The organism is Micromonospora sp. NPDC002389 (assembly GCF_040296095.1).
Classification (GTDB): Bacteria; Actinomycetota; Actinomycetes; order Mycobacteriales; family Micromonosporaceae; genus Micromonospora.
This window is the reverse complement of the sequence record NZ_JBEOWP010000005.1, coordinates 24,204-38,978: the sequence shown is the minus strand read 5'-3', so window position 1 is coordinate 38,978 and position 14,775 is coordinate 24,204. Positions and strand designations below refer to the sequence as shown.

Here is a 14,775-nt window from a genome sequence, read left to right as displayed (position 1 = left end):
CGCCCGGGCCGCAGCCGTCGACGGCGGCCATGATCGCCGGCTCCGGGCCGGTGCGTACAGTGCGGGGATGGGCGATTCGCAGGGGCGGGACGAGGTGGGGCGAGGCGTGGAACTGCTGGTGCGGCAGGTGGGGCACTGGCAGCACCCCCGCTGGGCGGCCCCCGCCTCCCGAGGCAACGTGTCCCGGGCGGACCTGGTGCACCGGTTGGTGCAGGAGATCGCCAACCTGGCCGCCGACGCGGAGGGGCAGCCGCGGCGCAGCGTGCCCCGGCTCGACAACGATCTCGTCCTGCCCGACCAGCTCCGGGTGGTCGCCGCCGACCTGCTGGCCGCCGGCCCGCCCGAGGAGACGCTGGCGCGGGCCGCGACCGAGGTGGCCGCGACCCGCACCGCGCTCTAGTCAGTTCAGGCGTTCGAGGACCATCGCCATGCCCTGCCCGCCGCCGACGCACATGGTCTCCAGGCCGATGGTCTTGTCGTGCCACTGCAACGCGTTCAGCAGCGTGCCGGTGATCCGGGCACCGGTCATCCCGAAGGGGTGGCCGACCGCGATCGCGCCGCCGGCCACGTTCAGCTTCTCCTCGGGGATGCCGAGCTGCCGGTACGACGGGATCACCTGAGCCGCGAACGCCTCGTTGATCTCCACCAGGTCGACGTCGTCGATGGTCATGCCGGCCCGCGCCAGCGCCTGCCGGCTGGCCTCGACCGGACCGAGCCCCATGATCTCCGGCGAGAGCGCGGTGACGCCGGTCGAGACGATCCGGGCCAACGGGGTCACCCCCAACTCCTCGGCCCGCTGGGCGCTCATCACGACCACGGCGGCGGCCCCGTCGTTGAGCGGGCAGCAGTTGCCTGCGGTGATCCGCCCGTCCGGCCGGAACACCGGCTTGAGCGCGGAGACCGCCTCCAGCGTCACCCCGGCACGCGGGCCGTCGTCGGCGGAGACCACGGTGCCGTCCGGCGTGGTGACCGGGGTGATCTCGCGGGCCCAGAAGCCGTCGGCGATCGCCTTCTCCGCCAGGTTCTGGCTGCGGACGCCGAAGGCGTCCATGTCGGCGCGGCTGACGTCGTGCACCTGGGCCAGGTTCTCGGCGGTCTGCCCCATGGCCAGGTAGACGTCGGGCAGCGCGCCCTCCTCACGGGGGTCGGTCCAGACCGGGGTGCCGGCCTCCGTACGGCTCTTGGAGCGGTCCCGCGCCTCGGCGAACCGGGGGTTCTCCCAGCGTCCCAGCAGGGCCTGTGCCTCCGGGGGCAGGACGTCGGAGTTGCCCCGGGCGTAGCGGGAGACGGTCTCGACACCGGCGGAGACGAAGACGTCGCCCTCACCGGCGCGGATCGCGTGCATCGCCATCCGGGTGGTCTGCAGGGACGAGGCGCAGTAGCGGGTGGTCGTGGCGCCGGGTAGGCCGTCGAGGCCCATCAGCACGGCCACCACCCGGGCCATGTTGAAGCCCTGCTCGCCGCCGGGCAGACCGCACCCCAGATAGAGGTCGTCGATCTCGCGTGGGTCGAGTTGGGGGATCTTGTCCAGGGCGGCCTGCACGATGGTGGCGGCGAGGTCGTCCGGCCGGACATCACGGAGGGAACCCTTGTGGGCCCGGCCGATGGGGGAGCGGGCGGTGGCGACGATCACGGCGTCGCGGGACGACTCAATCGGCATGGGCACACGCTAACTCGGCGGTAACTTGCAGCGGAAGTTTTCCGCAGTCGGGAAATGTCACCCCGCCGGGGCTGCCGATCGACCCAGGTCAGCGGCGAGGCGTCACCGCCGCTGCGGCGACCACGGCCGGCAGCAGTGCGTGCGCCCAGACCCGGTAGCCGTCCGCCGAGGGGTGGTAGCCGTCGTGGCAGAACGTGCCCGCGTCGGCCCGGAACACCGGACCGGTCTCGGTGGCCAGGTCGACGACCGTGCCACCGGCGTCCAGGACCGCGCCGGTCTGCGCCCGCGCCACCCAGCGCCCCACCAGGCCGACGACCTGACGCAGGGGAGGGGCGATCGCGCGTACCGCGCCCAGGTCCGGGCAGGTGCCGACGACGACCTCCACGCCCGCCTGGCGCAGCCGGTGCACGGCCGCCCCGAGGTAGGCGGCGGCGTCGGCCGGGCGGCGCATGCTGGTCACGTCGTTCGCGCCGACCAGGATGACCGCGACGTCCGGCCGCTCGCCGAGCAGCGCTCGGGCCACCTGGGTGGCCAGGTCGGTCGAACGGGAACCGGAGACGCCGACGCTGGACAGGTGCACCTGCCGCCCGGCGGGCCCCTCGGCGAGCAACTCGGCCAGTTGACCGCCGATGGTGTCGCCCAGCCGGTCGACTCCGACGCCGAGCGCCGAGGAGTCGCCGAGCAGCACCAGCCGCAGCACCGGCGCGTCGCTGCGGCCGACCGTGGCCCGCAACGCGAGCCCCAGCTCCGGCTGGGCGTACCGGCGGTTGCGCGCCGCCACGGCCTGTCCGGCCAGGACGGCGGCACCACCGAGCGTGCTGGCGAGCAGGGAGACGGCGGCGGTGCGGGCGACCCGGGCACCGGGAGAGAGCCCGGTCATCGTGTCGCTCCCAGGCGCGTACCGGCACACCGTGGCCCGTGCTGCGGCCTGATCCGCTCGATCATCTGAGTCCCTCCACTGCGGGTGAGTCGATCGCGGAGGCCGGCTGTGGCGTCGCGCCGCCCCCGAAGAAGCCCCGGCGGCGAAGCTGTGCCCACCGGCCGGCCGGCCCGCTATCCCTACCGCGGACCTGCGTGCCGCTGACCTCCGTCCCCGGGTGCTGGGCCGCTTTCTGAGCGGCCTTCGGCAATGACCGTACGCCTTCCGGGCGCGCGCGCGAAGGCCCGCGTTCGGCGCCCTGCGAGAGCGCGGAGACCACCGTGGGCAACAGGGCCGCGGCGGCGGCCGCGTAACCCTCGGCGGACGGGTGGAACCGGTCCCAGGCGAACATCCGCCCCGGCTCGGCGTCGAACCGGGGACCGAGCAGGTCACCGAGGGAGACCGTCCAGCCGCCCGCCGACACGACCGCGACGGTCTGGGCGGCGGCGAGCTGCCGGCTCCACCGCCGGGCCAGCCACCGCAGCGGCGGCTGGATCGGCCGGATCGCCCCCAGGTCGGGACAGGTGCCGACGACCACCTCGGCCCCGGCCGCCCGTAGTGCGCGGACCCCCTCGGCGAGATGGCGGATGGCCAGGGCGGGCGGCGTCCGGTTGGTCACGTCGTTGGCGCCGATGAGGATCACCGCGACGTCGGGATTGCACTCCAGGGCCGCCTCGACCTGGAAGCGCAGGCCCGCCGAGATGGCGCCGACCACGGCGAAGCGGTGCAGCCGGACCGGCCGTCGCAGCCGCCGGGACAGGCCGGTCGCCAGCAGCGCACCGGGCGTCTCGCGGCGGCGGTGCACGCCGTAGCCGGCGGCCGAGGAGTCGCCGAGCACGACCACGGTGATCGGCGTACCCGGGAACTTCGCACCGTAGACCCCGTCGCAGCGCGGAGGTGGCGCCTCGGCCATCGGGATGGTCCGCCGGGCCTGCCGGGCCTGGCCGAACAACACTCCGGTGGTGGCCACCGCGGCGGCCACCGAGGCGCCGGTGCCGATGGCCGCGAGCCGGGCCACCCGCCGCGCGCGCTGCCAGCGCGGACGCTCCGAGACGACGGAATCAACCACCCCCATGAGGCGACACTAGCGCGCGGGTACGACGGCTCGCTGTCGTCGAGGACTCTGCACGGATGCCTGGAAAACGACCGATCTGGGTACTTGGCGCTGCGGTGTCGTGTGACGGATCGTGGAGGTTGCGCCGGGCCGTCACGCTGCACGGTGGAGAGGAGCACGACGATGGCTAAGACGTTGAAACGGGGTGCGGCGTTCGTCGCCCTGGCCCGGGCGCTGACGGCCGGTGCCCGGGGCGGTCCGTCGATCGGCGCGCGGATCGGGGCGCTGCCCAGGATGATCTCGGCCACCGCCCGCGGCCAGTACGACGGCGGCCTGCGGCTGGCCATGATGACGGCGGCCACGGCCTACATCGTCTCGCCGATCGACGCCGTACCGGAGATGTTCCTGACGGTGTTCGGGCTGATCGACGACGCGGTCATGGTGACCTGGTTGGCCGGCGCGGTGCTGGCCGAGACCGAGCGTTTCCTGGAGTGGGAGGCGCGGGGCGGCTCCGTGATCCCGGGGCACGTGGTGCCCTGACCCGACGTACCCTGGGCGCGGGAATCACGCGATCACCCGCCCGGCCTCCGGCGCCGGCGCCGGAGGAAAGGGCACAACGAGGTGCAGTACTACGACAACGTCGTCGAGATGATCGGCAACACCCCGCTGGTGCGTCTGCGTACCGTCGCCGAGGGCATCCAGGCGACCGTGCTGGCGAAGGTGGAGTACCTCAACCCCGGCGGCTCGGTCAAGGACCGGATCGCGGTGCGGATGGTCGAGGACGCCGAGGCCGCCGGCATCCTCCGGCCCGGTGGCACCATCGTCGAGCCGACCAGCGGCAACACCGGTGTCGGGCTGGCCCTGGTGGCGCAGCTCAAGGGCTACCGGTGCGTGTTCGTCTGCCCCGACAAGGTCAGCCAGGACAAGCAGGACGTGCTGCGGGCGTACGGCGCCGAGGTGGTCGTCTGCCCGACCGCCGTCGCGCCCGAGGACCCCCGCTCGTACTACAACGTCTCCGACCGGCTGGCCCGGGAGATCCCCGGCGCCTGGAAGCCCAACCAGTACGCCAACCCGGCCAACCCCCGCTCGCACTACGAGACCACCGGGCCGGAGCTGTGGAAGCAGACCGAGGGCCGGATCACGCACTTCGTCGCGGGCGTCGGCACCGGCGGCACCATCTCCGGCATCGGGCGCTACCTGAAGGAGGCGTCCGGCGGCAAGGTCAAGGTCATCGGCGCGGACCCGGAGGGCTCGGTCTACTCCGGCGGCACCGGCCGGCCGTACCTGGTCGAGGGGGTCGGTGAGGACTTCTGGCCGGAGACCTACGACCGGGACGTGGCCGACGAGATCATCGAGGTGTCGGACAAGCAGTCCTTCGAGATGACCCGGCGGCTGGCCCGCGAGGAGGGGCTGCTGGTCGGCGGCTCCTGCGGGATGGCGGCGGTGGCGGCACTGGAGGTGGCCCGCGCCGCCGGGCCGGACGACGTGGTCGTGGTGCTGCTGCCGGACGGTGGCCGGGGCTACCTGTCCAAGATCTTCAACGACGCCTGGATGGCCCGCTACGGCTTCCTGGACAACTCCGGCTCCGAGCCGACCGTGGCGCAGGCGCTGGCCGCCAAGCCCGGTCAGCTTCCCGAGCTGGTCCACGTGCACCCCACCGAGACGGTCCGCGACGCGGTCGACTACATGCGCGAGTACGGCGTCTCGCAGCTCCCGGTGCTCAAGGCCGAGCCGCCGGTGGTGACCGGCGAGGTGGCCGGCTCGATCGCCGAGAAGGACCTGCTGGACGCGCTCTTCACCGGCCAGGCCCAACTGCACGACACGATCGAGCGGCACATGGGGCCGGCGCTGCCGATGATCGGTGGTGGCCAGCCGGTCAGCGAGGCGGTGAACCTGCTGGAGAAGTCCGACGCCGCGCTGGTGCTGATCGACGGCAAGCCCAAGGGCGTCCTCACCCGCCAGGACCTGCTCGCCCACCTCGGTGCCCGCTGAGGCACAGAAGAGGGCCCGATCAGCGATTGGGCGGCCAGCCAACGATCATCACGCTGCCTGGCCGCCCACCCGCTGGACATCGGGACGACAGTCGACGGCTTCGGCTCGCGGGTGCGGCGGTCAGCCGGCCTGGGGCTGGTCGGCCTCGAACAGGTCGCCGTACCGCGCCGCGCCGCGCACCGAGTCCACCGCGAAGGTGACGTGGCCGACGGGCACCCGCCCGCCGACGGCCTCGGCCACCCGTGCCGCCGCCGGCAGCGCGAAACCGCCGCAGAGTTCGATCAGCGCGACCCCCTCGGCCACCAGGTCCGCCGCCACGGCAGGGGCCATCGACGGGTCCGGCACGGGCACGAGGTAGGTGCGCTGGCCGTCGCGGTCGAGCACGACCCGGTCGTCGGCGGGGTCGCTCCCCGGATGCTCGTAGATGTATGCCCAGGCAACCGTCATGAGACGATTCCTCCTCGTCGATCAGGGGACGTCGAACGAGTTCTGACCATAGAAGTTGATCTGGACTTGAGGTCAAGCCGACGACGCAACCGATCGACTAGGCGAACAGCGCGTCGATCTCGGGGTAGCTGACCGACTGGTCCAGCGTGCGGTAGGTGCCCGACTCCAGCAGTTCCCGGGCCGCCTGCTTGGCCAACCCGTAGGCCGCCTGGGCGATCCCCGTGCCGACGCTGACCCGCCGCACGCCCGCCTCGGCCAGTTCGGCCACGGTGGGTCCACCCGGGCCGCCCATCGCGTTCACCGGCAGGGAGGTCGAGGCAGCCAGCGACGCCAGCGCGTCCAGGTCCAGCAACCCGGGCACGAACAGGCCGTCGGCACCGGCCTTCGCATACTGGTCGGCCCGCGCCCGCACGTCCGCCAGGCGCCCGTCCGGAGCCCCGACCTGCCGCAGATACACGTCCGTGCGAATGTTGAGGAAGAAGTCCGGCAGGCCGACCTCCTCGGCGGCGTCCCGCGCGGCCTCGATCCGCCGCGCCTGCACCGACGCCGGGAACAGCGTCCCGTCGGAGGCCCGGGCGTCCTCAAGGTTGATCCCGACAGCGCCGGCCGCCACCACGGCTCGTACCGTGGCGGCCACGTCCTCGGGCTCGGGTCCGTACCCACCCTCGACGTCGGCGGTCACCGGGACGCGGACGGTGGCAGCGATGCGGCGCACCGCGTCGGCCATCTCCGCTCGGGTGAGGCCCTCACCGTCGGTATGCCCCAGCGACCAGGCGACACCACCGCTCGTCGTCGCGATGACGGCCGCGCCGGCCTCCGCCACCAACGCTGCGCTGGCGGCGTCCCACACGTTCGGCACCACCAGGACCGGGGCGTCGTGCAGTGCCCGCAGGGTCCGTGCCTTCTCGACCAGCAACGGGTCTGTCATACCGATCCTCTTCTCACGTCGAACTCGGCTGCCTGCTCGGGCCGCGCCTCGCCGGGGACGGCCGCGTGGCAGCGCAGGTCAGAGTCTGCCGACCTGCGGGGCGTGGGGCTGGCGGTTTCTGGACCTGTACGTCGAGACGGCCTGCGACCTGCGGGTACCGGATTGTGTTGGTCGGGCAGCGGCCGATCCGCGAGGTCGACTGCCGGCACGGACTGTTCCCTACAGGTCGCGGGCGTAGCGGAGCTGGGGGGTGGTGACGGGGCCGACGACCTCGTCCCGCTCGACGCCGGTCGGCTGCCAGTCGCCGCGCTCGTAGAAGCGGCGGGCGTGGGTGTTGTCCCGCATCACCCAGAGCATCGCGCGTTGCCAGCCGCGCGCCCGCATGTCGTCCAGCGCGTCGACCATCAACGCGCGGCCGATGCCCCGGCCGCGTTCGGCCGGGTCCAGGTGGATGGCGTGCAGCAGCCCGACCGCCGCTTCGCCCTCGTCGTCCGGGCCGAGATAGCTGAAGCCGGCCAGCCGGCCGTCCCGCTCGGCCACCGTCATCCGGTGGTCGGCCCGCTCGTACGGCCACCGGGCCGCCCAGTACGCACCCAGGGCCTCCGGCGTCGGGTCGGCCAACGCCTCCGGCGGCAGGAACGACGAGTACGCGGCGACCCGCGAACGCTGGTGGAGCCGGCCCACCGCCATCAGGTCGTCGACGGTTGCGGCACGCAGCGTGACAGTCACTCAGCCGAGGGTACCCGGCGGGGCGGCACCTGAACCGTGGTCAGATCCTCCGCGATCACCAGATCCCCGTCGAAGTGCCGGCGCGCCTCCTCGGCGAAGCGGAGCGGGTCGGCGTAGCGCTGGGAGAAGTGGGTCAGCACGAGCCGGCGTACCCCCGACTCGGCCGCCACCCGCGCGGCCTGGCCGGCGGTGAGGTGCCCGACCTCGGCGGCGAGTGCCGCCTCCGACTCCAGGAACGTCGACTCGATCACCAGCAGGTCGGCCTGGTCGGCCAGCGCGTACACGCCGTCGCAGAGGCCGGTGTCCATCACGAAGGCGAACCGCTGCCCGGGGCGGGGCACGCTCACCTCCTCCCGGGTGACGCGACGCCCGTCCCGGTCGAGGTGGCCGACGCGCTGCAACTCGCCGACCGCCGGCCCGTCGACGCCGTACGCGGCCAGCTTCTCCGGGAGCATCCGGCAGCCGTCCGGCTCCACCAGCCGATACCCGTACGTGTCGACGGGGTGCCGCAGTCGGCGGGCCTCCAGCGTGCCGCAGTGCAGCGCGATGCGCTGCCCGTCCGCCTCGATCGGGGTGACGGCCAGCTCGGCGGTCTCGTGGAAGGAGCTGGCGTGCCGCAGGCGGGCGAAGTACTCGGCGCCCTCGGCGGGGAAGTGCACCGCCACCGGCCGTGAGACCCGGTCCAGGGAGAGGCGCTGGATGGTGCCGGGCAGGCCGAGGCAGTGGTCGCCGTGGAAGTGGGTGACGCAGATCCGGGTCAGGTCGGTGGCGGTGACCGTGGTGTGCAGCAGTTGCCGCTGGCTGCCCTCGCCTGGGTCGAAGAGGATCACCTCGTCGTCCCAGCGGAGCACGTACCCGTTGTGGTTGCGGGCCCGGGTCGGTGCCTGACTGGCCGTCCCCAGCACCACCAGCTCGCGCATCGACACGGCGACCTCCTGGGCTGACCCGGACAAAGGGCGACCCCCGGGGTGTCCGCGCTGGCGCGGGCCGACTGGACTGAGTCGGCACCCCGGGGGTCGGGTGGCTTGTCGTGGATTCGCCGCACCGCTGCCACACGGTCTCGACGCTTGTTACTGCCCGCCTGCGAACAGACGGTCACTGTCGAGGACAGCGGCTAGCGGACAGCCACCTCACGAGTCCGATTGCTATACAAGTCTGGACCACCTCCTTTCACGTGTACCGCCACGTTATCCAGCGGCGGCCGCACCGGCAACGGATTTCGATCACATCCGTCGGGGCGGGCCGTGCCGGGCGTCCCGGTCAGTCCTGGGAGATGCCGATCGGGCCCTTGCGGGGGCCGTCCGCGCTGGCCGGCTGCACCGCCAGCGAGGGGAAGTCGGCCAGGTCACCCTCCGGTTCGGCGTCCCACTCGGGGAACACCAGGTCGCTCTGGAGATAGAGGCAGAGCAACTGGGCCAGATGGTGCAGCCCGTCCAGGTGGGTGCGCTCGTGCCCGTGGGTGGCGTCGACGCCGAAGCCGAGCAAAGCCACCCGCGCGTGGGCGCCTGCCTCGACCGCCGCCGCCACGTCCGAGCGGTAGTAGTCGAAGACGTCGCGGACCAGGTCGACGTCGTGTTCACGGGCGATCGCCGCGAGGTTCCGGGTCAGGTGGTAGTCGAACGGCCCCACCCCGTCGCCCATCGCCAGGGTGGCGGCGTTCTCCCGGGACTGCTGCCCGGGGGCGACCACGGCCGCGTCCACCGAGACGATCTCGGCCACGTCCGGGTCGAGCCCGTGCGACGCGCCGTGGCCGATCTCCTCGGTCACGGTGACCAGCAGGTGCGCGGTGACGGCGGGCTTCACCCCCGCGTCGACCATCGCCTTCATCGCCGCCAGCACCGCCGCCACGCCGGCCTTGTCGTCCAGGTGCCGCGACTTGACGTAGCCGCTGGGCGTGACCGTCGGGTTGGGCAGGAACGCCACGAAGTCCCCCGCGTCTATGCCGAGCGCCCGCAGCCCGGCGATGTCCTCCACCGGCTCGTCGATGCGTACCTCGACCTGATCCCAGCCGATGCCCTGCTCGTCCACCGCCTCGTTGTAGCGGTGCCCGCTGGCCTTGAGCGGCAGCACCTGACCGGTGACCACCCGGTCCAGGTCGTCGGTGAAGACCCGGACGTGCGCGCCCTCCGCGAATCGGGCGCTGTGCGTACCGATCGGGTTCAGCTCCAGCCGACCGTTCTCCTTGAGCCGCTTGACCATCCCGCCGATGGTGTCGGTGTGTACCACGATCGCCCGGTCCGCCCCGGTCTCCCGGGGGCCGGGCAGGCAGGCGCTGAGCGCGCCCCGGCGAGTCAGCGTCGACGGGATGCCGAGCGCCGACAGGCGCTCGCCGACGTACTGCTGCACGTGGTCGGTGCGCCCCGACGGGCTCGGGATGTCCAACAGCTCGACCATCACCTGACGCAGATAGTCGAGGTCGATGGGGAGCGGAGTGGTCTTGCGTACGGTCATGCCCCAGATGGTGCCGCACCGGCCGGGGTCCACAGCCGTTGCGGTGCCCGAGTCCCGGGGAAAAGCAGGTCCACGAAGCGTTCGGCGGTCGGCTGGGGCTCGTGGTTGGCCAGCCCCGGCCGCTCGTTGGCCTCGATGAAGACGTGTTCCGGCCGGTCCGGGGCGGGTACCAGCAGGTCGAGCCCGGTGACCGGGATGTCCAGCGCCCGACTGGCCGCCACGCACGCCTCCGCGATCATCGGGTGCAGCTCCCCGGTGACGTCGTGGATGGTGCCCCCGGTGTGCAGGTTCGCGGTCCGGCGCACGGCCAGCACCAGACCCTCGGGCAGGACGTCGGTGAGCGCGTACCCGGCCTCGGCGACCACGTCCCGGGTCATCTCGTCGAGCGGGATGCGGGACTCACCACCCGTGGCGGCGGCCCGACGCCGGCTCTGCCGCGCGATCAGCTCGGTGATGTCGTGCACGCCGTCGCCGGTGATCGAGGCGGGTCGGCGTACGGCGGCGGCCACCACCTCGTGGTCGATCATCACGACGCGCAGGTCCTCACCGGTGCACAGCTCCTCCAGCAGCACCTCGGGACAGAACCGGGCGGCCAGTTCGACGGCGGCGGCCAGCGTCTCGTCGGTGCGTACGCCGACGGTGATGCCGTTGCCCTGTTCGCCACGGGCCGGCTTGACCACCAGGTGGCCCACCTCCGACAGGAACTCGGCGTCGGCGGCGTCACCGGTGGCGGTCCGCCCACGCGGCACCGACAGGCCGGCCTCGGTCAGGATGCGACGGGTGACCCGCTTGTCGTCGCAGCGGCTCATGGCCACCGCCGAGGTCAGCTCGGAGAGCGACTCCCGGGTGAGGATGGTCCGGCCGCCGCTGGTCAGCCGCAGCTCGCCCCAGGCCGCGTCGGTCACCTCCACCCGGATGCCCCGGCGCATCGCCTCGTCGGCGACGATCTTCGCGTACGGGTTGAGCTCGTCGTAACCGGCCGGCATGGCCGGCAGGAACAGCCGCTCGTTGATCGGGTTCTTCCGCTTCACGCAGAGCGTGGCGGTGCGATAGAAGCCGAGCCGCTCATAGAGCCGGATCGCCCCGGCGTTCTCGGCGAGCACGGAGAGGTCGACGTACGCGCGCCCCCGGGCCACCAGCCGGGTGGCCAGCTCGGTGATCAGCGCCTGGCCGGTGCCGGGCGGCGCCTGGTTGAAGTCGACCGTGAGGCACCAGAGGCTGGCCCCGTTGTCCGGGTCGTCGAAGACCGCCACGTGGTCGACGCCGGTGATGGTGCCGACGATCTCGCCGGTCGCCGCCTCCGCCACCAGGTGCAGGAAACGGTCCGTGGCGGCGTTGTCGACCAGGATGTCCACCGGGGCGGTGACCATGCCGTTGGCCGCGTAGATCCGGTTGACCGCGTCCGCGTCGGCGGCGTCGCGCAGCCGGCGGATGCGTACCCCGGGCAGCTCGCCACGCCCGTTCACGGCGGCCGGGGTGTCGGCGTTACCGGCCTCCTCGCTCGTCCCGTCGGCCCGACGCGGACCCGACCGGGCCCCGCCCAGCGGCAGCCGGAAGGTCAGCGACGGGTCGATGAACAGCTCGTCGGGCAGCCGGGACACCAGCACGTGCGGGTCCCGCAGATAGATGCAGATGTCCCGGGCTCCGGCCGCCTCGGAGCGCAGCACGTCGGCGACGGCGGCCTGGTCGGCGAAGGTCTGGCCGAAGACCAGCCGTCCCCACCCGCAGTCGAGGATGACGCCCTCGTCACCGCCGGAACGGTCGTCGTCGGTGGCGTCGCCGCCGGTGTTCGCGGCGATCGGATCACCGCCCGGCCCGACCCGCTCGTACCGTCGTCCCGCGCCTCGACCTCGGTCGGTCCGGGCCACCCCGGTCGCCAGGGTGTCGGTCACGGTCAGTCGATTCCGTGGCTCTGGAGCCACATTTCCAGGAGTCCGAGTTGCCACAGCTTGTTTCCGTTCAACGGGGTCAGTTCGGCGTTGGGCGCGTCGAGCAGGGCGTTGACGTAATCGGTGCGGAACAGGTCGCGGCGGCGGGCCTCGGGCGCGGAGAGCGCGTCCCGTACCCGGTCGAGGAGCTTGCCCTCCAGGTGGGTGAGGCCCGGGACCGGGAAGTAGCCCTTCGGCCGGTCGATGACCTCGTGTGGCAGCACCCGGCGGCCGATCTCCTTGAGCACCCCCTTGCCGCCCTGAGCCAACTTCAGCTCCGGCGGGCAGGCGGCGGCCAGTTCGACGAACTCGTGATCCAGGAAGGGCACCCGGGCCTCCAGCCCGTGCGCCATGGTCATGTTGTCGACCCGCTTGACCGGGTCGTCGGTGAGCATGATCTGCGTGTCGAGGCGCAGTCCGGCGTCGACGGCGGTCTGCGCGCCGGCCCGTGCCAGGTGTGCGGCGACGAACTCCCGCGCCGGGTCGGCGTCGGTGAGCCACTCCCGGTTGAGCACCCGGGCCAGGCCGCTCGCGTCGCGGTCGAAGAAGGCCCGGGCGTACGTGTCGAGAGCCTGCTCGCGACCGACCTCCGCCAGCGGCGGGTACCAGTGGTAGCCGCCCAGGATCTCGTCGGCGCCCTGGCCGGACTGGACCACCTTGACGTGCCGGGAGACCTCCTGGCTGAGCAGGTAGAACGCGACGCAGTCGTGGCTGACCATCGGCTCGCTCATGGCCGCGACGGCGGCCTCCAGCGGCGGCACCAGGTCCTGGGCGGCGATCCGGAGCTGGTGGTGGTCGGTGTCGAAGGTCTTGGCGACCACGTCGGAGTAGCGGAACTCGTCGCCCTCCCGGCCGCCGACCGCGTCGAAGCCGATCGAGAAGGTGGAGAGACCGCGCTGCCCCTCACCGGCGAGCAGGGCGACCACCAGGCTGGAGTCCAGGCCGCCGGAGAGCAGTACGCCCACCGGCACGTCGGCGACCATGCGGCGCCGTACGGCGGTGGTCAGCGACTCCAGCAGCGCGTCCTGCCAGTCCTTCTCCGACCAGCCGGAGTGCTCGTCCCGGCGCAGGAAGGACGGGTCCCAGTAGACGCGCTCGTGGGTGGCGCCGTCGGGCTCGTAGACCCGGACGGTGGCCGGGGGCAGCTTGGTGACGCCGCGCAGGATGGTGCGCGGCGGCGGCACGATGCTGTGGAAGCTGAGGTAGTGGGCGAGCGCCACCGGGTCGATGGTGGTGTCCACGCCGCCACCCGCCACCAGGGCGGGCAGGGTGCTGGCGAAGCGCACCACGCCGGGCGACTCGGCGAGGTAGAGCGGCTTGATGCCGAGCCGGTCCCGGGCCAGCACCAGGCGGCCGGTGTCCCGTTCGGTGATCGCCACGGCGAACATGCCGATCAGGTGGTCGACGAAGTCGAGCCCCCACTCGGCGTACGCCTTGATGACGACCTCGCTGTCGCCGCTGGAGAAGAAGTGGTGGCCCTTGGCCGCCAGTTCGGCGCGCAGCTCGCGGTAGTTGTAGATGCAGCCGTTGAACACGCCGGTCAGGCCGGCGGCCGAGTCGACGATCGGTTGGCCGCTGGCGGCCGACAAGTCGATGATCTTCAGACGGCGATGGCCGAGGGCGACCGGTCCCTGGGCCCACACCCCACCACCGTCAGGCCCCCGGTCGCACATCGTGGCGGCCATTCGCTCCACCGTCCCGACGTCGGCACGCGACGCGTCCCGTCGGAACTCCCCAGCCAGTCCGCACATGCGAGCCAATGCTGCCAGAGGTTGTTGCGATTCGCCTGTTGAGACCATGACGGTCGTGTAACAGCATTGCTAGAATCCGCGCCCGCACGATCAGCCGGACGACATCTGCCGGCGAGAGCGGGCAGAAGATGCCCGACTGCGGAGATCTGTCCGACTTGCCCCGCCTGTCGGCCTGTGACGAGCGCCGCAATTTGGATCATCGCGCCCGGTGCGTACCGGCCCGCCCATCGGGCGAGCCGGTCGCAAGAGGGTCAGCCGGTGGTGCGTGCCACGCCGACCGGGCAACTCAGCCCGTTCGGGCCGTGGTTGCAGTAGCCGTTCGGGTTCTTGGTCGGTGCCAGATACTGCTGGTGATAGTCCTCGGCAAGGAAATAGTCGCCGAGGCGGCTGATCTCCGTGGTGATCTCGCCCTTGCCCGCGCGGGCCACGATCGGCGCGAACGCCTCCCGGGACGCCTCGGCGGTGGCGAACTGCTCGTCGGTGGTGGTGTAGATCGTCGAGCGGTACTGCGTACCGACGTCGTTGCCCTGGCGCATGCCCTGGGTCGGGTCGTGGTTCTCCCAGAAGACCTTGAGCAGGTCCTCGTAGCTGATCGTCGCGGGGTCGTAGACGACCTGGACCACCTCGGCGTGCCCCGTCCCGCCGGAGCAGACCTCCTCGTAGGTCGGATTCGGGGTGTAGCCACCCGCGTATCCGACGGAGGTGGTGTAGACGCCCGGGAGGGTCCAGAACAGCCGCTCGGCACCCCAGAAACACCCCATGCCGAACACGGCGACCTGGGAGCCCTCGGGGAACGGCCCCTTGAGCGGGGTGCCCAGGACCTCGTGCCGGTCGGCGACCGGCATCGCGATCGGGCGGCCGGGCAGGGCCCGGTCAGGGGAGATCATCTCGGCCTTCATGCTGCGGAGGAACACGG

The 14,775-nt window shown here is 72.4% G+C and carries 14 protein-coding genes; 3 read left to right on the top strand and 11 right to left on the bottom strand.

The window, feature by feature from the left end; all coding sequences use genetic code 11:
* Positions 1-67: 67 nt before the first annotated feature.
* Positions 68-400 carry a hypothetical protein gene (locus ABT008_RS11290; protein ID WP_350695674.1) on the top strand — a complete coding sequence of 111 codons (333 nt, stop codon included), beginning with the start codon at positions 68-70 and terminating at the stop codon, positions 398-400.
* On the opposite strand, the gene ABT008_RS11285 is transcribed toward ABT008_RS11290, so the two are convergent.
* The 3 genes from ABT008_RS11285 to ABT008_RS11275 form a co-directional block, all read right to left on the bottom strand.
* Positions 401-1,660 (bottom strand): acetyl-CoA C-acetyltransferase, encoded by a 1,260-nt coding sequence (locus ABT008_RS11285; protein WP_350695673.1) that lies wholly within the window; start codon positions 1,658-1,660, stop codon positions 401-403. It abuts the gene before it with no gap.
* 88 nt (positions 1,661-1,748) lie between these two features.
* Complete coding sequence (locus tag ABT008_RS11280) at positions 1,749-2,540, bottom strand: SGNH/GDSL hydrolase family protein (protein ID WP_350695671.1); 792 nt, start codon at positions 2,538-2,540, stop codon at positions 1,749-1,751.
* A gap of 61 nt (positions 2,541-2,601) precedes the next feature.
* On the bottom strand, positions 2,602-3,654 hold the full coding sequence (locus ABT008_RS11275; protein ID WP_350695670.1) for an SGNH/GDSL hydrolase family protein: 1,053 nt from the start codon (positions 3,652-3,654) through the stop codon (positions 2,602-2,604).
* 162 nt (positions 3,655-3,816) lie between these two features.
* On the opposite strand from ABT008_RS11275, the gene ABT008_RS11270 reads away from it, so the two are divergent.
* Both ABT008_RS11270 and ABT008_RS11265 read left to right on the top strand, forming a co-directional pair.
* Positions 3,817-4,173, top strand: coding sequence for a YkvA family protein (locus ABT008_RS11270; RefSeq protein WP_350695669.1), 357 nt, complete (start codon positions 3,817-3,819; stop codon positions 4,171-4,173).
* A gap of 81 nt (positions 4,174-4,254) precedes the next feature.
* On the top strand, positions 4,255-5,625 hold the full coding sequence (locus tag ABT008_RS11265) for a cystathionine beta-synthase (protein ID WP_350695667.1): 1,371 nt from the start codon (positions 4,255-4,257) through the stop codon (positions 5,623-5,625).
* 120 nt (positions 5,626-5,745) lie between these two features.
* Here ABT008_RS11265 and ABT008_RS11260 read toward each other — a convergent pair whose 3' ends face one another.
* The 8 genes from ABT008_RS11260 to msrA all read right to left on the bottom strand — a co-directional run bounded on the left by ABT008_RS11260 (position 5,746) and on the right by msrA (position 14,773).
* Positions 5,746-6,072 carry a DUF6506 family protein gene (locus tag ABT008_RS11260; RefSeq protein WP_350695665.1) on the bottom strand — a complete coding sequence of 109 codons (327 nt, stop codon included), beginning with the start codon at positions 6,070-6,072 and terminating at the stop codon, positions 5,746-5,748.
* Positions 6,073-6,169: 97 nt separating this feature from the next.
* Positions 6,170-7,000, bottom strand: coding sequence for an isocitrate lyase/PEP mutase family protein (locus ABT008_RS11255; protein ID WP_350695664.1), 831 nt, complete (start codon positions 6,998-7,000; stop codon positions 6,170-6,172).
* 219 nt (positions 7,001-7,219) lie between these two features.
* Positions 7,220-7,729 carry a GNAT family N-acetyltransferase gene (locus ABT008_RS11250; RefSeq protein ID WP_350695662.1) on the bottom strand — a complete coding sequence of 170 codons (510 nt, stop codon included), beginning with the start codon at positions 7,727-7,729 and terminating at the stop codon, positions 7,220-7,222.
* The gene (locus tag ABT008_RS11245) at positions 7,726-8,655 is read right to left on the bottom strand and encodes a ribonuclease Z (RefSeq protein WP_350695661.1); all 930 of its coding nucleotides are present in this window, start codon (positions 8,653-8,655) and stop codon (positions 7,726-7,728) included. Before ABT008_RS11245 ends, ABT008_RS11250 begins: the two co-directional genes overlap by 4 nt.
* A 334-nt stretch (positions 8,656-8,989) precedes the next feature.
* The gene (locus ABT008_RS11240; protein WP_350695659.1) at positions 8,990-10,180 is read right to left on the bottom strand and encodes an osmoprotectant NAGGN system M42 family peptidase; all 1,191 of its coding nucleotides are present in this window, start codon (positions 10,178-10,180) and stop codon (positions 8,990-8,992) included.
* Positions 10,177-12,072, bottom strand: coding sequence for an N-acetylglutaminylglutamine synthetase (gene ngg, locus ABT008_RS11235; protein ID WP_350695658.1), 1,896 nt, complete (start codon positions 12,070-12,072; stop codon positions 10,177-10,179). The genes ABT008_RS11240 and ngg overlap by 4 nt, the downstream gene beginning before the upstream one ends.
* Positions 12,073-12,074: 2 nt before the next feature.
* Positions 12,075-13,859, bottom strand: coding sequence for an N-acetylglutaminylglutamine amidotransferase (locus ABT008_RS11230; protein ID WP_350695656.1), 1,785 nt, complete (start codon positions 13,857-13,859; stop codon positions 12,075-12,077).
* 251 nt (positions 13,860-14,110) lie between these two features.
* Positions 14,111-14,773, bottom strand: coding sequence for a peptide-methionine (S)-S-oxide reductase MsrA (gene msrA / locus ABT008_RS11225; protein WP_350695655.1), 663 nt, complete (start codon positions 14,771-14,773; stop codon positions 14,111-14,113).
* Positions 14,774-14,775: the final 2 nt, after the last annotated feature.

Coding starts and splice junctions, on each gene's coding strand:
- ABT008_RS11290 (WP_350695674.1), top strand. CDS start 68: ATGGGCGATTCGCAGGGGCGGGACGAGGTGGGGCGAGGCGTGGAACTG.
- ABT008_RS11285 (WP_350695673.1), bottom strand. CDS start 1,660: ATGCCGATTGAGTCGTCCCGCGACGCCGTGATCGTCGCCACCGCCCGC.
- ABT008_RS11280 (WP_350695671.1), bottom strand. CDS start 2,540: ATGACCGGGCTCTCTCCCGGTGCCCGGGTCGCCCGCACCGCCGCCGTC.
- ABT008_RS11275 (WP_350695670.1), bottom strand. CDS start 3,654: ATGGGGGTGGTTGATTCCGTCGTCTCGGAGCGTCCGCGCTGGCAGCGC.
- ABT008_RS11270 (WP_350695669.1), top strand. CDS start 3,817: ATGGCTAAGACGTTGAAACGGGGTGCGGCGTTCGTCGCCCTGGCCCGG.
- ABT008_RS11260 (WP_350695665.1), bottom strand. CDS start 6,072: ATGACGGTTGCCTGGGCATACATCTACGAGCATCCGGGGAGCGACCCC.
- ABT008_RS11255 (WP_350695664.1), bottom strand. CDS start 7,000: ATGACAGACCCGTTGCTGGTCGAGAAGGCACGGACCCTGCGGGCACTG.
- ABT008_RS11240 (WP_350695659.1), bottom strand. CDS start 10,180: ATGACCGTACGCAAGACCACTCCGCTCCCCATCGACCTCGACTATCTG.
- ABT008_RS11230 (WP_350695656.1), bottom strand. CDS start 13,859: ATGTGCGGACTGGCTGGGGAGTTCCGACGGGACGCGTCGCGTGCCGAC.